Source organism: Stenotrophomonas lacuserhaii, assembly GCF_014836545.1.
GTDB classification, from domain to species: domain Bacteria; phylum Pseudomonadota; class Gammaproteobacteria; order Xanthomonadales; family Xanthomonadaceae; genus Stenotrophomonas; species Stenotrophomonas lacuserhaii.
Window position 1 is genome coordinate 62,052 of sequence record NZ_JACSQS010000014.1, and the last position, 17,622, is coordinate 79,673.

The window sequence follows — 17,622 nt, forward strand, 5'->3', positions numbered from 1 at the left end:
GTGTAGGCTCGCGTTCGGCTCCTGCCTCACGACGGTCCCCCGCAGCCCACCCGCCCGGCCCAGCCAAGAGATCACGGCTTTGCCCCACCACCGAAAAACCTACTTCAACTTCCTGACGAATTCTTCCGGCGTCAGCCCCGGGGCGAACAGGAAACCCTGGCCGACATTGACCCCCAGGCCCATCAGGTAGCGACGCTGGGCTTCGGATTCGATGCCTTCGGCCACCACGCCCAGCCCCAGGCTGCGGGCAATCCCGCAGATCGCCTCGCACACCGCCATGTCCGAACGGTCACCGGGCACGCCCTCCACGAACAGCTGGCTGAGCTTCAGGCCGTGGATCGGCAGCCGGCGCAGGTAGTTCAACGCGCTGTAGCCCTCGCCGAAATCATCGATGGCCAGCATCACGCCCATCTCGCGCAGCCGGGCGAAGGTGCGCAGGGTGTCCGGGGCATCCTCGATCAGCACGCGCTCGGTGAACTCCAGCTCCAGTGCGGTGCCGGGCAGATGGAACTCATCCAGCGCCTGGCGCACCTTCAGTGCCAGGTCGTCGCCGGTGAACTGGCGGTAAGACACATTGACCGCCACCCGCACCAGGCCGAGGCCTTCGTCCTGCCACTGGCGGACCTGGCGGCAGGCCTCGCGCAGCGCCCATTGGCCGATCCGCACGATGTCACCGGTGCTCTCTGCGTGGGCGATGAACAGGTCCGGGCGCATCTCGCCCAGCTGCTCGTTCTGCCAACGGATCAGCGCCTCGGCGGCGATCACCTCGCCGGTGCGCAGGTTCACCTGAGGCTGGTAGACCAGGCGGAATTCATCGGCTTCCAACGCGCGGTGCAGCCGGCTTTCGATCTGCAGGCGGTCGTGCTGGGCCTGCGCCAGCTCAGGTGAGAATACCTGCCAGCCGTTGCGGCTGCGGCGCTTGCAGTCATACATCGCGGTGTCGGCGTTCTGGATCAGCTGTTGCGGGCGCACGCCGTCGCGCGGCGCGCACGCGATGCCGATGCTGGCGGTGACCACGAACTCGTCGTTGCCGAACACGAACGCAGGTTCGAACGCGGCGGTGATGCGCTGGGCCAGCCGTTCGGGCTGGTCGGGCTGGTCGCGGGTATCGCAGATGACCAGGAACTCATCGCCACCAAAGCGCGCCAGCAGTCCTTCGGTGCCGATCGCATGGGCGATGCGGCGGGTGGCCTCCACCAGCAGTTCATCGCCTGCGCTGTGGCCCAGCAGATCGTTGACCGTCTTGAAACGGTCCAGGTCGATGTACAGCACCGCAACCTTGCAGTGGGTCGGGTTGGACAACCGCACCCCCAGGTCGCTGAGCACCGCATCGCGGTTCATGATGCCGGTCAGCGGATCGGTGCGCGCCTGGATGCGCAGGGTTTCCTCGGCCTGCTTGCGTTCGGTGATGTCCTGCACGGTGCCGGCGATGCGCGCAGCGTCCACGTCGCCTTCGGACACCTCGCCGATCATGCGCACCCAGAAGGTATGGCCATCGGCGCGCTGGCCGCGCAGTTCCAGGGTGAAGCTGCTGCGCGCCTCTACGCTGGCCGCCAGCGCCTGCTGCAGGGCCAGCCGGTCATCGCTGCGCAGGCACTCCATCAGCTCGGGCATGTCGTCCAGTGGCAGCTCCTGGCCGAGGATCCGGCGTGCTTCGTCGGTCAGGTACAGGCGCGCCAGGCCCCGATCCCACTCCCAGCCGCCGATGTGGGCCAGCGACTGGGCGCGGTCGAACAGCGCGTTGTTGCGCTTGAGTTCGGTGATGTCGCTGAACATCGCGAACACATGGTCGGCGTGGTCGCGCCCGTTGCCGAACACCGGCACGTTGGTGATCGACAACCACAGCATGCGGCCGCGCGGTCGGTGGTACAGCCCGACGATGGTGCTGCGGATGACCCGGCCCGCCTGGAAACAGCGGTTGGCCGGCCATTGGTCGTGGCCCAGCAGGTGCCCGTGTTCGTCCACCACGATCCAGTCGTGGGGGTCTAGCAGGGTCTGCAGGCTGGAGCCGGTGCCGGCCGTGCCCAGGATGCGGTGCGCGGCCGGATTGGCCGACACCACGTGCAATTCCCGGTCGAACAGGATCACGCCCTTGTCGATGGATTCCATCAGCAGGCGATAGCGGGACTCGGCCTGCCAGCGTCCGCTCAGGTCGCGCGCCACCGCCACGATGCACGGTTCGCCCTGCAGTTCGAAGCCGGCCGAGTGCACCTCCACCGGAAACCGGCTGCCGTCACCGCGCATGTTGGTGACTTCGATGACATAGGTGTCGCCGCGTTGCAGGGCGGCCCATACCGGTTCCAGGTGGTCGCTGGGCAGGTCCGGGTTCAACAGTTCGATCGGCTGGCCGACGATGGCCTCGCGCGGGCGGCCGTAGGCGCGCACGCCGGCGCGGTTGAGGTCCATCACCACGCCGGCCGAACTGAGGATGCTGACCGGGTCGGGCACTGCGTCGAACAGGGCGGCGTAGCGCTGCTCGGCGTCGTGGCGCTGCTGCATGGCCTCATCCAGGGCCTGCCTGGCCTGCTGCAGCAGCGCGTGCTGCTCGGCGCGGTGCGGCTGGGACAGTGCATGGTCCAATGCGGCCAGTGCGTCGCTCTGCGTGGCGGGATGTCCGCCAGCGGCCAGGTCGTCGCACGGGCCGCGGCGGCTCATGTCGGTGCCATCGCCTTGCCGACGCGGCTGCCGGTGGGCCGGCCCAGCAGCGCCGACAGCCAGCGGCCGATCTCGGCCAGCGGCTCCAGCTCCACGCCGGTCTGCAGCCCCATCCCGTGCAGCAGGTACACCGCATCTTCGCTGGCCACGTTGCCGCTGGCGCCCTTCGCATACGGGCAGCCGCCGGCGCCGGAGACCGCGCTGTCCACCACGCGCACCCCGGCCTCCACGCAGCTGGCGATATTGGCCACGGCCTGGCCGTAGGTGTCGTGGAAATGCACGGCCAGCGCCTGCATCGGTACCTCGGCAGCGACTGCCTGCAGCATGGCGCGCGCCTTGCGCGGCGTGCCCACGCCGATGGTGTCGCCGAGCGATATTTCGTAACAGCCCATGCCATGCAGGGCGCGCGCCACGCGCACTACCTCGCTGACTGCAACCTCTCCCTGGTAGGGGCAGCCGAGCACGGTGGACACGTAGCCGCGCACGCGCACGCCATCGCGCGCGGCACGCTGCAGGATCGGTTCAAAGCGTGCCAGGGATTCGTCGATGCCGGCATTGGTATTGGTGCGGTTGAAGGTTTCCGAAGCGGCGGTGAACACCGCTACTTCCTGTACCCCCGCCGCCAAGGCGCGGTCGTAGCCCTGCTCGTTGGGCACCAGCACCGGATAGGCCACGCCCGCTGCACGCTGGATGCCGGCGTAGACCTCGGCGGCATCGGCCAACTGCGGTACCCAGCGCGGGCTGACGAAGCTGGTGGCTTCGATGCTGCGCAGGCCGGTGGTCGACAACCGGTCGATCAAGGTGATCTTGTCGGCCGTGCTGACCGGCTGTTTCTCGTTCTGCAGGCCGTCACGCGGGCCTACTTCGACGATGCGGACATGATCAGACATCCCTGCGCCTCCCGTGGGTGGGGTGGGCGGCAGGGCAGGCAAGGGCAGGGCAGCAGGCAACGATCACGGAACGTCCTGTAGATGAAGTGGCGCACGCAGGGGGGGCCACGAGAGAGATATACGCGGGCCGTCGCAGCAACCGGCCAGCCCGCAGCATGAACGGCTTCACCGAGCGGGGCGCATGCGCGGAGCATCGGCCCGGCCCAGCCGCCGCGGCGTGAAGGCGTCAGGTCAGGTGCGGGCGGCCCACCCCGGCGGACGCTTGTCGAGGAACGCGCCCAGTCCTTCCTGGCCCTCCGCCGATACCCGCAGGTGGGCGATCAGCTCGGCATTGGCCTGGTCGCGCGCATCGGCATCGGGGTTGCCCAGCACGTCACGGACCAGCCTCTTGGCGCTGGCGGTGGCGACCGGTCCGGCCGCCAGCAGCAGGTCCAGCTGCTGCTCGACCGCGGCATCCAACTGGTCGCCCGCCACCACGGCGTGGACCAGTCCGATGCGCAGCGCCGTGGCGGCATCGAAGTGCTCGCCGGTGGCAAACCAGCGCCGCGCCTGGCGCGGACCGATGGCGGCGATGACGTAGGGGGAGATGACCGCCGGCAGCAGGCCCAGCCGGCTTTCGGTCAGCCCGAAGCGTGCGCTGTCGGCGGCGATGGCGATGTCACAGCAGGCCACCAGGCCCACGCCGCCGCCGAATGCCGCTCCGTGGACCCGTGCCAGCGTCGGTTTGGGCAGCTCGTCCAGGGTGCGCATCAACCGGGCGAGCGCCAGCGCATCCTGACGGTTTTCCGATTCGCTGGCCGCCGCCATGCCGCGCATCCAGTGCAGGTCGGCGCCGGCGGAGAACGAGGCACCATCGCCGGCCAGCACTACCGCGCGCACCGAAGGGTCGCCTCCGGCCTGCGCCAGCTCGCCGGTCAGTTGGGCGATCAGGCCGTCGTCGAAGGCATTGTGCAGCGCCGGGCGGTGCAGGTGCAGGGTAAGCAGGGCGCCAGAGCGCTCGACCAGCAGGGAATCCGTCATAAAGTCCGCAAATACTCGATACCTGTACAGATCATAGCGGTCCAAAGGTCATGGGCCATGACGCGGCGCGGCGATGTTACAATTGATAACCATTCTTATCACTGGAAAGTGCGCGAGTGACGCTGTCCGATCTGCCCTTGCAAACCAACGCCGTGGTCGAAACCGTCCATGACACGCACGCCAACGACACCATCGCCCGTCGCCTGAGGGAGCTTGGCTTCGTCAGGGGCGAGTCCGTTCGCCTGGTGGCGCGTGGTCCGGTCGGTGGCGAACCCCTGCTGGTGCAGGTCGGTTTCACCCGCTTTGCACTGCGCCGCAGTGAAGCCGCTCGCGTCCAGGTCAGCGCTGAAAAGGGAGTGCCGGCATGAGCACGGCCGCAACCCTGCCGCTGCGCGTGGCCCTGGTCGGCAATCCGAACAGCGGCAAGACCGCGCTGTTCAACCAGCTGACCGGCAGCCGGCAGAAGGTCGCCAATTACACCGGCGTCACCGTGGAACGCAAGGAGGGCCGGATGCGCGCGCCATCTGGCCGCGAGTTCGCCATCCTCGACCTGCCGGGCGCCTACAGCCTGCAGCCGGCCAGCCTGGACGAGGCGATCACCCGTGACCTGTGCCGTGGCTTCTACCCCGGCGAGGCGGCACCGGACGTACTGCTGTGCGTGATCGATGCGACCAACCTGCGCCTGCACCTGCGCTTCGCGCTGGAACTGCGTGAGCTGGGCAAGCCGATGGTGGTGGCCCTGAACATGGTCGACGCGGCCGAGCGTCGTGGCATCAGGATCGATGTGCCGGCGCTGGAACGTGCGCTCGGCGTGCCCGTGGTGGAAACCGTGGCGGTGCGCAAACATGGCGCGCAGGCGCTGGTGGAGCGGCTGGATGCGATGGTGCCGCACCTAGGCGCACCGGTGGCGGTGGTGGAAGGCCAGGGCATCGACTACCACGCGCAGGTGCGCGGGATCCTCGACGCCGCCGTCAGCATGCCCACCCGCACCGCGAAGATCGATGACACGCTGGACCGCTGGCTGCTGCATCCAGTATTCGGCCTGGCCACCCTGGTGGTGGTGATGTTCCTGATCTTCCAGGCGGTGTTCGCCTGGGCGACGCCGATGATGGATGGCATCGAGGCGCTGTTCGGCTGGCTCGGCGAGCAGGCCGGCGCGGTGCTGCCGGAAGGCCCGCTGGCCAGCCTGGTCACCGATGGCATCATCGCCGGTCTGGGCGGGGTGGTGGTGTTCCTGCCGCAGATCCTGATCCTGTTCGCCTTCATCCTGGCGCTGGAAGAATCCGGCTACCTGCCGCGTGCGGCGTTCCTGCTGGACCGCATGATGGCGTCGGCCGGGCTGTCCGGGCGTTCGTTCATTCCGCTGCTGTCCAGCTTCGCCTGCGCGGTGCCCGGCATCATGGCCACGCGCAGCATCCAGGATCCGCGTGATCGCCTGGCGACCATCCTGGTGGCCCCGCTGATGACCTGTTCGGCGCGCCTGCCGGTGTATGCGCTGCTGATCGGCGCGTTCATTCCCGATGGCAAGGTCGGCATCTTCAACCAGCAGGGACTGGTGCTGTTCGGCCTCTACGTAGCGGGCATCTTCAGTGCGCTGCTGATGTCCTGGGTGATGAAGAAGTGGCGCCGCGACAAGAGCGAGCACCCGCTGATGCTGGAGCTGCCGTCATACCGCATCCCGCACCCGCGCGACCTGGCGGTGGGCCTGTACGAACGCGGCATGATCTTCCTCAAGCGCGTCGGTGGCATCATCCTTTCGCTGACCATCCTGCTGTGGTTCCTGCTGTCCTTCCCCGGTGCACCGGCCAATGCGACGATGCCGGCCATCGATTACAGCTACGCCGGCCAGCTCGGCCATGCGATGACGGCGATCTTCGCCCCGCTCGGCTTCAACTGGCAGATCTGCATCGCGCTCATCCCCGGCATGGGCGCTCGCGAGGTGGCGGTGTCTTCGTTGGCGACCATCTACGCGCTGTCGGCGCCGGATGACGACGCAGCGATTTCCGCGCTGACCCCGATCGTCAGTGACGGCTGGTCGCTGGCCACCGGTCTGTCGCTGCTGGTGTGGTTCATCTATGCCCCGATGTGCATCTCCACGCTGGCCACGATCAAGCGCGAAACCAATTCGTGGAAGCAGGTGGGTTTTGCGACCGTGTATCTGTTCGCCGCGGCCTACATCGCAGCTCTGGTCACCTATCAGGTGACCGTGGCGCTGGGAGGCGGTTGATGGAGACCGGCCTGCTGCTGCAGTACCTGATCGTCGCGCTGGCGGTGCTGGCCAGTGCGTGGGTGGTGCTGAAAAAGCAGTTCCCGGGGACGGTACGCAAGGCGCGTGGCGCGTTGGCGCTCGGCCTGCTGCGTTCCGGTCGGCCGGGATGGCGGCAGTCGCTGGGCCGACGCATCGCACCGCCAGCCAGTGGCGGCGGCGGAGCCTGCGGTGGCTGTGACAGTTGCGGGCCGACGCCGCCGAAGGCGCACTGAGCGCGGGAGCGCCGGGCCCTGCTCGGCGAGCGCAGCGGCAGAGGCATCCACCACAGGCGATGGGCGCATGCCCCCTGTGCAAATGCAGGCCCAGCCGCTAGCCTTCCCGGATGAACCAGACTCCCCTGCGATTGCTCATCCATGGCGCTTCCGGGCGCATGGGCCAGGCCCTGCTGCGGCTGGCCGCCGAACATGCCGATACGATGAAAGTAGTGGGTGCCTACACCGGCCGCGCGCCTGCGCAGCGGGTGGTGGACGGCATCCCGCATTTCGCCGCCAAGGAACTGCACGGCGCTCCGCCGTTCGACGTGGCCATCGACTTCAGCCTGCCCGAAGGCTTCGATGCGATCCTGGCGCTGTGCGTGGAACGCGGCGCGGGCCTGGTCTCCGGCACCACCGGTATCAGCCAGGCGCAGCGCGATGCGCTGGATGCGGCGGCCAAGGCGATACCGCTGGTGTGGGCGTCCAATTTCAGCCTGGGCGTGGCGGTGCTGGATGAACTGGTCGAGCGCGCCGCGCAGGCGCTGGCTGGATGGGACTGCGACATCGTCGAAGCGCACCACACCCGCAAACTGGATGCGCCTTCGGGCACCGCGCTGACGCTGGGGGCGGCCGCCGGGCGCGGCGGGGCCACGCCGCAGTACGCCAGCCTGCGGGCCGGCGATATCGTCGGCGAGCACCTCGTTCAGTTCACCGGGCTGGGCGAGCGGATCGAGCTGGTGCACCGGGCCACCAACCGCGATATTTTCGCCCGCGGCGCGTTGTTCGCCGCGCGGCAGCTGGCTGAACGGGCACCGGGGAGCTACCGGGTGCGGGATCTGCTGAACGGCTGAACGGCTGAACGGGGTGCGCCGTGGGCTCCGCGCGAAGGGCCCGCTGCGCTCGCCGACCATGGGTCGGCGCTACCGGTCAGGGGCTGCTGCACGCTCCGGGCTGCGCTGCCCGACCATGAATCGGCGCCATCGGCAACATGGTGCTGGCGCCGGACCCCGCATGCGTCTACAATTCGCACTCGCCGAAACACGATAGCCGGACCGGTCCTGAACCGTACGTCCGCGCTTTTTTGCAACCGGTTTTTACCGTGAGCGCAGGCGTGACCTTCGGTACCCCATCGGTAGCCAAAGTGAGATTTCCGTGACCCAAGCCGCAATCCTCGTCCTCGAAGACGGCACCGTATTCGAGGGCGAATCCGTAGGCGCGCCCGGCCTGTCTGTCGGTGAAGTGGTGTTCAACACCGCCATGACCGGTTACCAGGAAGTGCTGACTGATCCGTCCTACGCCCGGCAGATGGTCACGCTGACCTACCCGCATATCGGCAACACTGGCATGACCGACCAGGACAACGAAGCGTCCAAGGTGTGGTCGGCCGGCCTGATCGTGCGCGACGTGCCGCGTCGCCCGAGCAGCTGGCGCAGCCAGGTCTCGCTGCAGGACTGGCTGCTGCAGCGTGGCGTGGTCGCCATCTCCGGCATCGATACCCGCAAGCTGACGCGCATCCTGCGCGAGAAGGGCGCCCAGAATGGTGCGCTGATGGCGGGCGAGGGCATCAGCGTGGAGAAGGCGCTGGAGGCTGCACGCAGCTTCCCCGGCCTGAAGGGCATGGACCTGGCCAAGGTCGTGTCGACCGAAACCACCTACCAGTGGAACGAAGGCCAGCTCGACCTGGACGCCAACGCGTTCGTCAGCGTGCCGTCGCAGTACAAGGTCGTGGCTTACGACTACGGTGTGAAGACCAACATCCTGCGCATGCTGGCCGAGCGCGGCTGCGATGTGACCGTGGTGCCGGCGCAGACCGCTGCGGCCGACGTGCTGGCGCTGAAGCCGGACGGTGTGTTCCTGTCCAACGGCCCGGGTGACCCGGAGCCGTGCGACTACGCGATCAGCGCGATCAAGACCGTGCTGGACGCCAAGGTGCCGACCTTCGGCATCTGCCTGGGCCACCAGCTGCTGGCGCTGGCCTCCGGCGCGAAGACGCTGAAGATGGGCCATGGCCATCACGGTGCCAACCATCCGGTCCAGGACCTGGACAGCGGCCGGGTGATGATCACCTCGCAGAACCACGGGTTCGCGGTGGATGAAGCGACCCTGCCGGCTACCTTGCGGGTGACCCACCGCTCGCTGTTCGACGGCACCAACCAAGGCATCGCGCGCACCGACGTGCCGGCGTTCTCCTTCCAGGGCCACCCCGAAGCTTCGCCGGGACCGACCGACGTCGGCCCGTTGTTCGATCGTTTCGTGACCCTGATGGCCGAGGCCAAGGCCTGATGCGCGTTACCGCACTGCTGGCCGGCCTGTTGTTGGCCGGTACCGCAAGCGCACAGCCGGCCACGCCGGCCGAGGTGGCGGTGATCATGCACCAGCTCGGCATGCACGGGCTGGGCAAGAGCAGCGCCGAAGTGCTGTTCGGCATCTCCCCGACGCTGAAGGCGTTGGACCAGGACGGACGTGATTGTGCGTCCACCCAGATCGGCAAGCTGCTTGATGCCCACTTCCAGCAGCAGATCGCCGGCAATCTCGGTGAAGATGGGGCGGTGCTGGTCGGCGAATGGAAGCAGTTCATGGCCACGCCTGCCGGTGCCGACATGGGCCGCACTTTCCAGGCCAGCGCGGCGGCCCAGCAGGGCATGGCCAGCGAGGGACCGGAGGTGAGTGAAGCGAACAAGGTGGAGATCGCCCGCTTCATGGCAACCCCTGCCTTCCAGCGCTTCATCGACGGCCTGGGTGCCGACGGCGGGATGCCGGAAAACATAGGCGAGACGATGTCTGCCGCGCTCAAGCGCGAATGTGGCATCGACTTCGACGCGGAACAGATTTCCTGATCGTCAGCGTGCGATCACTCCCCCTTGTCACGCTGTACCGACCTAGAGAAGAAAATGGCAAAGCGCACTGACCTGAAAACCATCCTCATCATCGGTGCTGGCCCGATCGTCATCGGCCAGGCCTGTGAGTTCGACTACTCTGGCGCGCAGGCCTGCAAGGCGCTGCGCGACGAGGGGTACCGCGTGGTGCTGGTCAACAGCAATCCGGCCACCATCATGACCGACCCGGAGATGGCCGACGCCGTCTACATCGAGCCGATCAACTGGCAGACGGTCGAGAAGATCATCGCCAAGGAAAAGCCCGATGCCCTGCTGCCGACCATGGGCGGCCAGACCGCGCTGAACTGCGCGCTGGACCTGGCCGACAACGGCGTGCTGGAGAAGTACAACGTCGAGCTGATCGGCGCCAAGCGCGAAGCGATCCGCATGGCCGAAGACCGCGAGCTGTTCCGCGTGGCGATGGGTGAAATCGGCCTGGAATGCCCGTCTGCCGCCGTCGCGCACACGCTGGAAGAAGCGCTGGACATCCAGACCCGCGTCGGCTACCCGACCATCATCCGCCCCAGCTTCACCCTGGGCGGCAGTGGCGGCGGCATCGCCTACAACCGCGAAGAGCTGATCGACATCGTCACCCGCGGCCTGGAACTGTCGCCGACCACCGAAGTGCTGGTGGAAGAATCGGTGCTGGGCTGGAAGGAATTCGAGATGGAAGTGGTCCGTGATACCGCGGACAACTGCATCATCGTGTGCTCCATCGAGAACCTGGACCCGATGGGCGTGCACACCGGTGACTCGATCACCGTGGCCCCGGCGCAGACCCTGACCGACAAGGAATACCAGCGCCTGCGCGATGCCTCCATCGCCGTGCTGCGCAAGATCGGCGTGGATACCGGTGGCTCGAACGTGCAATTCGGCATCAACCCGCACACCGGTCGCGTTGTGGTGATCGAGATGAACCCGCGCGTGTCGCGTTCCTCGGCACTGGCCTCCAAGGCCACCGGCTTCCCGATCGCCAAGGTTGCCGCCAAGCTGGCCGTGGGCTACACCCTGGACGAACTGAAGAACGAGATCACCGGCGGCCTGACCCCGGCCTCGTTCGAGCCGTCGATCGACTACGTCGTCACCAAGATCCCGCGCTTCGCCTTCGAGAAGTTCCCGGCCGCCGATGCGCGCCTGACCACCCAGATGAAGTCGGTGGGCGAGGTGATGGCAATGGGTCGCACCTTCCAGGAATCGATGCAGAAGGCCCTGCGTGGCCTGGAAACCGGCAAGGTGGGCTTCGACCCGACCGAGCTGGACCTGGGCAACGAAGACGACATGCAGACCCTGCGCCGCGAGCTGAAGGCCCCGGGCCCGGAGCGCCTGTTCTACGTGGCTGACGGCTTCCGTGCCGGCATGAGCGTGGAAGAAATCCATGCGCTGTCCTTCATCGATCCGTGGTTCCTGGACCAGATCGAAGAGATCATCAGCGCCGAAGGCGAAGTCGCCGCCGGTGGCATCGACGCGCTGGACGCGGCGCGCCTGCGCAAGCTGAAGCGTGCCGGTTTCTCCGACGCCCGCCTGGCCCAGCTGACCGGCACCAACGAAGCGGCCGTGCGCGCGCTGCGCCGTGCGCACAAGGTGCGCCCGGTGTACAAGCGCGTGGATTCCTGCGCCGGTGAGTTCGCCACCGGTACCGCCTACCTGTATTCGACCTACGAGGACGAGTGCGAAGCGGCGCCGAGCAACCGCGACAAGATCATGATCCTCGGCGGTGGCCCGAACCGCATCGGCCAGGGCATCGAGTTCGACTACTGCTGCGTGCACGCCGCACTGGCGCTGCGCGAAGATGGCTATGAAACCATCATGGTCAACTGCAACCCGGAGACCGTGTCCACCGACTACGACACCTCCGACCGCCTGTACTTCGAGCCGCTGACGCTGGAAGACGTGCTGGAGATCGTCGAACTGGAACAGCCGAAGGGCGTGATCGTGCAGTACGGCGGGCAGACCCCGCTGAAGCTGGCGCGCGCGCTGGAAGCCAATGGCGTGCCGGTGATCGGCACCAGCCCGGACTCCATCGACCTGGCTGAAGACCGCGAGCGCTTCCAGCAGCTGGTGGACAACCTGGGCCTGAAGCAGCCGCCGAACCGCATCGCCCGCAACGACCAGGAAGCGCTGCTGCTGGCGCGCGAGATCGGCTACCCGCTGGTGGTGCGCCCGAGCTACGTGCTGGGCGGCCGTGCGATGGAAATCGTCTACGGTGAGTCCGACCTCGCACGCTACGTGCGTGACGCGGTCAAGGTCTCCAACGATTCGCCGGTGTTGCTGGACCGCTTCCTCGACAACGCCGTGGAAGTGGACGTGGACATCATCGCCGACAGCCAGGGCAACGTGCTGATCGGCGGCGTGATGGAGCACATCGAGGAAGCCGGCGTGCATTCGGGCGATTCCTCCTGCTCGCTGCCGCCGTATTCGCTGTCCGCCGAAACCCAGGCCGAGCTGCGCCGCCAGGTGGTGGAGCTGGCCAAGGCGCTGAACGTGGTCGGGCTGATGAACACCCAGTTCGCCATCCAGGCCGGTGAGAACGGTGAGGACATCGTCTACCTGCTGGAAGTGAACCCGCGTGCCTCGCGCACCGTGCCGTTCGTGTCCAAGGCCACCGGCATGCCGCTGGCCAAGATCGCCGCGCGCTGCATGGCCGGCAAGACGCTAGCCGAGCAGGGCGCCACCAAGGAAATCGTGCCGGACTACTACTCGGTGAAGGAAGCGATCTTCCCGTTCGCCAAGTTCCAGGGCGTCGATCCGATCCTCGGGCCGGAGATGCGCTCCACCGGTGAAGTGATGGGCGTGGGCCGCAGCTTCAGCGCCGCCTTCGCGCGTGCGCAGGAAGCCGGTGGCATCAAGGCGCCGCCGGTCGGCAAGGCCTTCGTATCGGTACGTGACCCGGACAAGCAGCGCGTGCTGCCGGTTGCCGAGGCGCTGCTGGCCAAGGGCTACAGCCTGGTCGCCACCCGTGGCACCGCCGCGTGGCTGCAGCAGCACGGCATGGAATGCGAGATCGTCAACAAGGTGGTCGAGGGTCGTCCGCACATCGTGGACCGGATCAAGAACGGTGAGATCGTCTACATCGTCAACACGACCGAAGGCCGTGCGGCGATCAACGATTCGTTCTCCATCCGTCGCGAAGCGCTGCAGCACCGTGTCACCTATTCGACCACCATCGCCGGTGCCAAGGCACTGGTGCATTCGCTTGAATTCCGCGGTACCGGCCCGGTCTGGTCGCTGCAGGAACTGCACAAGGAACTGAACGCATGAGAGCTCCCATCACGATGAAGGGCGCGCAGCGTCTGCGCGAAGAGCTGGAACAGCTGAAGTCGGTCAAGCGCCCGAAGGTGATCGCCGCGATCGCCGAAGCGCGTGAGCACGGCGACCTGAAGGAAAACGCCGAGTACCACGCCGCGCGCGAAGAACAGGGCTTCATCGAAGGCCGCATCAAGCAGCTGGAAGGCGAGCTGTCGCACGCCGAGATCATCGACGTGTCCAAGCTCAATGCCGGCTCCAAGGTGGTGTTCGGCGCGTCGGTGACACTGGCCGACGTGGAAACCGACGAAGAGAAGAACTACCAGATCGTCGGTGACCTGGAAGCGGACATCAAGCTCGGCCTGATCGCCATTTCCTCGCCGGTGGCGCGGGCGATGATCGGCAAGCTGGAAGGCGACAGCATCACCATCGATGCACCGGCCGGCCAGCGCGAGTACGAGATCGTCAGCGTCAGCTACGCAGGCTGATCGATGGCAACGGCAACGCTGCTGCTGGCTGCACGCAGTCGATTCGCGGTGGCCGCGTTGCCCGATGAAGTGGCACGTGCGCTCGGTCGCGCCGAGCGCAGCGAGCACCCAGCCGGGGAGGGCGCGCAGCTGCAGCGTCACTTCCACGTGCAGGGGGCGTCCGATGCGCTTGATGCCGCCGGCGGCGGCGCGATGCCGGCCGCGGCACTGACCCGTCAGCTGGATGCCGGCGATGCGGCCGGCCACGTCTGGCTGCGCGCCGATCCGGCGCACATGGTGCCGGACATGCACGGTGCGCGGATGATGGGGCACGGCGACACGCTGCGCCCGTCACACGAGGATGCCGTCGCCCTGCTGCCGGACCTGCTGCCGGTGTTCGCCGAACATGGCCTGCATCTGGATGCCCCGGTGGCGTCGCGCTGGTACCTGCGCGTACCGGACGACATGACCTTGCCCGTGTTCGCCAGCCCGGATGACGTGCTCGGCGATGATCTTTTCAGCCACCTGCCGAGCGGCGCGGAAGGCCGGCGCTGGCGTGCGCTGCTTACCGAAACCCAGGTGGTGCTGCATGCACACCCGTGGAACGGACAACGGGTCGCGCAGGGGCTGAGCCCGATCAACTCGCTGTGGTTCTGGGGTGCAGGACGCCTGCCGCACAGCGTGGCGACGCCGCATGCGCAGGTGCGCAGCCGGGATGCGCTGCTGCGTGCGTTGGCGACGGCCGCCGGGGTGCAGGTGGATGGCGAGCAATCGGTGGATGCGCTGGTCGATCTGCGTCCGTTGCGCTCGCTGGACCAGTTGGCGAACCAGGCGATCATCCCGCTGCTGCAGGCGCTCCAGCGCGGTGAGCTGCATCGCCTGGTGCTGGATTTCGAGGACGGCGTGCAGTTCGGCTTCCAGCGCTCGCAGCGCTGGCGGTTCTGGAAGAAGCCGCGACAGTTGCACGAGGCCTGAAGCAGCCCCGCCTTGGCGGGGTGTGGCCCACGGCGGTACAGCATGCGACCGCTGTGGAACGGCTCAGTCCATCCTGCCAAGGTAGGTCGGCAGCTGCCAGTGCCTGTGGCTCGGACCGACGCAGTCGGCGCCGACGAACTCGGCGCTCATCACCAGGCGCGCTCCGTCCCAGGCCCAATGCCGGGTCCTGCCGCAGGTGTCCGTGCCGGTCGCCACGCCTTCCTCCACGAACACCGCGTGAGGAGGGAGCGGAAACAGCGCGGCACCGGAGACCAGGGTGGGGGAGAATGGCGGGCGGTCGCGGACCAGCCACGTCCCTGCTGGAACGATGTAGCGCTCGGTCGCGCAGCTCAACACGGCCAGGACATGGCTGGCATCCACCCGTTCGACGCGAAGTCGGCGCGAAGACGCCTGGATGCAGGCGTCCTTGGCATCGGCCACCGGTTGCAGCAGCTGGCGCAGGTCTGCGCGCTCGGCCAGCAGGCCGTCGTCTTCGCGTGTTTCGACCAGCAGCGGCGGCGCTTTCAGCGAAGGCGCCGGCACGGCAGAGGGCACCGTCGATTCCGGCTGCGCGCCGTTGCGTACCAGCGCACCTGGGGTGTGCAGCCGCCCTTGTACCTCGTCCATCTTCAGCAGCAACGGGCCGGCACCGTGCTCGGACAACGGCCACGCGTGGCCCGTGCCATCGACCAGCTCGACGCGATCGCCAGCCGCCAATGCCTCGATCAAGGCCGACACGTAGCGATCGGGCAACGCCAGATCTTCCCCTGGGGATTCCATCCGACCGATCTCGCCGAGGTCCTTTCCCTTGGCGCGCAGCCGCAGCGCTCCCTGCGGCCCCCCCACCGTGGCAGAGCGCGGCGCATCCTCTGCGCCTTCCGCCATCGCGATGCGTGCGGTGACAGCGGTCTGCGGTCCCGCCGCGCGCTCGATCAGCATGCCGAGCATCAGCGGTGCCAACGGACCGAAAGCCGCTATCCGGCAGGTGCCGGTATTGTCGCAGGCCATGAACGCGTCCTGTTCGAAGAATGCAGCACCGGCGGCCGCGGTCGCGTGTGACATCGATGCGGCGTAAAGGGCAAAGCCGAACAGGGCGGTCGAAACAGGACAGCGCATGCGACGAAATCCAATGCGAGGGGCGGGCAAGCATGGCTGATCGCGCATGCTCCGCCAATCCCGATGATGCGGCTGCGCGGTATCATGCGCATGTCTTCCGCAACCCGGCGATGCCGATGTCCCTTGCCGCCGATGCTGCGCAGCCAACGTCCGATGTGCCGATGATCCGCCGTCGCGAGGTGGTGGTGCCTGGTGCCTGGCCCGACGGCACGCTGCCGCTGCTGGCGCGCCTGTATGCCGCACGCGGCGCGCATACGCCCGAACTGGCGCTGCCCCGGCTGGGCAGCCTGCATGCCCCTGAGCTGTTGAGCGGCATCGACGGCGCGGTGCAGCTGCTGGCGACGGCGATCGCCGCGGACAAGCGCATCGTGGTGGTGGGTGATTTCGACTGCGATGGCGCCACGGCCTGTGCGGTCGGCGTGCGTGGCCTGCGCATGCTTGGCGCGCGCCACGTCGCGCATGCAGTGCCCAATCGAATGGTGCACGGCTACGGCCTGTCGCCGGCGCTGGTGGAAGAACTGGCCCTGCTGCAGCCGGACCTTCTGGTCACCGTGGACCACGGCATCGCCTGCCATGCCGGGGTGGCGGCGGCCAAGGCCAAGGGCTGGCAGGTGCTGGTCACCGACCACCATCTGCCCGGTCCGCAGCTTCCGCCGGCCGATGTCATCGTGGATCCGAACCTGCATGAGGATGCCTTCCCCAGCAAATCGTTGGCCGGCGTCGGTGTGATCTTCTATGTGCTGCTGGCCCTGCGCCGGCACCTGCGCGAGGCGGCGGTGTTCGCTGACGGCAAGGGACCGGACCTGGCCACGCTGCTGGACCTGGTCGCGGTGGGCACCGTCGCCGACCTGGTGGCGCTGGATGCCAACAACCGGGCGCTGGTCAGTGCCGGGCTGCGGCGCCTGCGTGCCGGGCAGGGCTGCATCGGGCTGAACGCCTTGATCGAAGCCAGCGGGCGTGACGCGGCGCGCTTGACGGCCACCGACATCGGGTTCGCGCTGGGGCCACGCTTGAATGCCGCCGGCCGCCTGGAGGACATGGCGCTGGGTATCGCACTGCTGCTGACCGAGGACCCGGCACAGGCGCGCGACATCGCGCAGACGCTGGAGCAGATCAACGCCGAGCGACGCGCCGTGCAGCAGACCATGACCGATGATGCCGAGAAGGCCGTGGCCCGGGTGGTGCTGGACGACGATGGGCAGCGGCCGATCGCCGCAGTGCTGTTCGACGCCGAGTGGCATCCGGGCGTGGTCGGGCTGGTCGCCTCCAGGATGAAAGACCGCCTGCATCGTCCGGTGGTCGCCTTCGCGCCTGCGGAGCCGGGCGGTCAGGCGTTGCGCGGTTCTGCGCGGTCGATTCCCGGCCTGCACATCCGTGACGCGCTGGCGCTGGTCGATGCACAGCAGCCCGGCCTGATCGAGCGCTTCGGCGGCCACGCGATGGCCGCCGGCATGAGCCTGCCGCATGCCCACCTCGCCTCGTTCCATGCCGCCTTCGCCGCAGCCGTCCACCAGATGCTGGACCCGGTGATGCTGCAGCAGCAGATCCTCAGTGACGGCGAACTCGGCAGCGACGAGTTCGACCATCGGCATGCGGACGCGCTGCGGCTAGCCGGCCCGTGGGGGCAAGGGTTCCCGGAACCGCTGTTCGATGGGCACTTCGAGGTGACCAACTGGCGGGTGTTGAAGGAACGCCACCTCAAGCTGGAACTGCGCCGCCCCGGCGTGGCCGGGCTGATCAATGCGATCCAGTTCGGTGGCTGGACCGGCAACGCGCCAGCCCGCAATGTCCACCTGGCGTATCGGTTGGCCTGCGACGATTACCGCGGCGGCACCGCCATCCAGCTGATCGTCGAACACTGCAGCGCGGCCTGAAGTATCCCGCCGAGCATGGCTCGGCGCTACGGGCCCGGGAGCG

The 17,622-nt window shown here is 67.7% G+C and carries 14 protein-coding genes; 10 read left to right on the top strand and 4 right to left on the bottom strand.

The window, feature by feature from the left end:
• Positions 1–99 precede the first annotated feature (99 nt).
• From H9654_RS13135 to H9654_RS13145, 3 genes are all read right to left on the bottom strand, one after another.
• Complete coding sequence (locus H9654_RS13135; RefSeq protein ID WP_191771201.1) at positions 100–2,655, bottom strand: sensor domain-containing protein; 2,556 nt, start codon at positions 2,653–2,655, stop codon at positions 100–102.
• Positions 2,652–3,545 (bottom strand): hydroxymethylglutaryl-CoA lyase, encoded by an 894-nt coding sequence (locus tag H9654_RS13140; RefSeq protein WP_191771202.1) that lies wholly within the window; start codon positions 3,543–3,545, stop codon positions 2,652–2,654. Before H9654_RS13140 ends, H9654_RS13135 begins: the two co-directional genes overlap by 4 nt.
• 231 nt (positions 3,546–3,776) lie before the next feature.
• The gene (locus H9654_RS13145) at positions 3,777–4,565 is read right to left on the bottom strand and encodes an enoyl-CoA hydratase/isomerase family protein (protein ID WP_191771203.1); all 789 of its coding nucleotides are present in this window, start codon (positions 4,563–4,565) and stop codon (positions 3,777–3,779) included.
• 116 nt (positions 4,566–4,681) lie between these two features.
• On the opposite strand from H9654_RS13145, the gene H9654_RS13150 reads away from it, so the two are divergent.
• The 9 genes from H9654_RS13150 to H9654_RS13190 all read left to right on the top strand — a co-directional run bounded on the left by H9654_RS13150 (position 4,682) and on the right by H9654_RS13190 (position 14,589).
• On the top strand, positions 4,682–4,933 hold the full coding sequence (locus tag H9654_RS13150) for a FeoA family protein (protein ID WP_191771204.1): 252 nt from the start codon (positions 4,682–4,684) through the stop codon (positions 4,931–4,933).
• Positions 4,930–6,792, top strand: coding sequence for a ferrous iron transporter B (feoB, locus tag H9654_RS13155; RefSeq protein ID WP_191771205.1), 1,863 nt, complete (start codon positions 4,930–4,932; stop codon positions 6,790–6,792). Before H9654_RS13150 ends, feoB begins: the two co-directional genes overlap by 4 nt.
• Positions 6,792–7,046 carry a DUF6587 family protein gene (locus tag H9654_RS13160; protein WP_191771206.1) on the top strand — a complete coding sequence of 85 codons (255 nt, stop codon included), beginning with the start codon at positions 6,792–6,794 and terminating at the stop codon, positions 7,044–7,046. The genes feoB and H9654_RS13160 overlap by 1 nt, the downstream gene beginning before the upstream one ends.
• A gap of 110 nt (positions 7,047–7,156) precedes the next feature.
• The gene (gene dapB, locus H9654_RS13165) at positions 7,157–7,879 is read left to right on the top strand and encodes a 4-hydroxy-tetrahydrodipicolinate reductase (protein WP_182657487.1); all 723 of its coding nucleotides are present in this window, start codon (positions 7,157–7,159) and stop codon (positions 7,877–7,879) included.
• A gap of 301 nt (positions 7,880–8,180) precedes the next feature.
• Positions 8,181–9,311 (top strand): glutamine-hydrolyzing carbamoyl-phosphate synthase small subunit, encoded by a 1,131-nt coding sequence (gene carA / locus H9654_RS13170; RefSeq protein WP_191771207.1) that lies wholly within the window; start codon positions 8,181–8,183, stop codon positions 9,309–9,311.
• The gene (locus tag H9654_RS13175; protein ID WP_191771208.1) at positions 9,311–9,865 is read left to right on the top strand and encodes a hypothetical protein; all 555 of its coding nucleotides are present in this window, start codon (positions 9,311–9,313) and stop codon (positions 9,863–9,865) included. The genes carA and H9654_RS13175 overlap by 1 nt, the downstream gene beginning before the upstream one ends.
• A gap of 54 nt (positions 9,866–9,919) precedes the next feature.
• Positions 9,920–13,162 carry a carbamoyl-phosphate synthase large subunit gene (gene carB / locus H9654_RS13180; RefSeq protein ID WP_191771209.1) on the top strand — a complete coding sequence of 1,081 codons (3,243 nt, stop codon included), beginning with the start codon at positions 9,920–9,922 and terminating at the stop codon, positions 13,160–13,162.
• Between the two features lie 8 nt (positions 13,163–13,170).
• Entirely contained in the window at positions 13,171–13,635 is a 465-nt protein-coding gene (greA, locus tag H9654_RS13185) for a transcription elongation factor GreA (protein ID WP_182657515.1), read from the top strand.
• Between the two features lie 3 nt (positions 13,636–13,638).
• A complete protein-coding gene (locus tag H9654_RS13190; protein ID WP_191771210.1) occupies positions 13,639–14,589 on the top strand; it encodes a phosphoglycerate mutase in 951 nt (316 codons plus the stop codon).
• Between the two features lie 63 nt (positions 14,590–14,652).
• On the opposite strand, the gene H9654_RS13195 is transcribed toward H9654_RS13190, so the two are convergent.
• Positions 14,653–15,705, bottom strand: a complete 1,053-nt coding sequence (locus tag H9654_RS13195) for a DUF1176 domain-containing protein (RefSeq protein ID WP_191771211.1) — start codon at positions 15,703–15,705, stop codon at positions 14,653–14,655.
• Between the two features lie 116 nt (positions 15,706–15,821).
• Here H9654_RS13195 and recJ point away from each other — a divergent pair, with 116 nt between their 5' ends.
• On the top strand, positions 15,822–17,579 hold the full coding sequence (recJ, locus tag H9654_RS13200; RefSeq protein WP_191771225.1) for a single-stranded-DNA-specific exonuclease RecJ: 1,758 nt from the start codon (positions 15,822–15,824) through the stop codon (positions 17,577–17,579).
• Positions 17,580–17,622 lie beyond the last annotated feature (43 nt).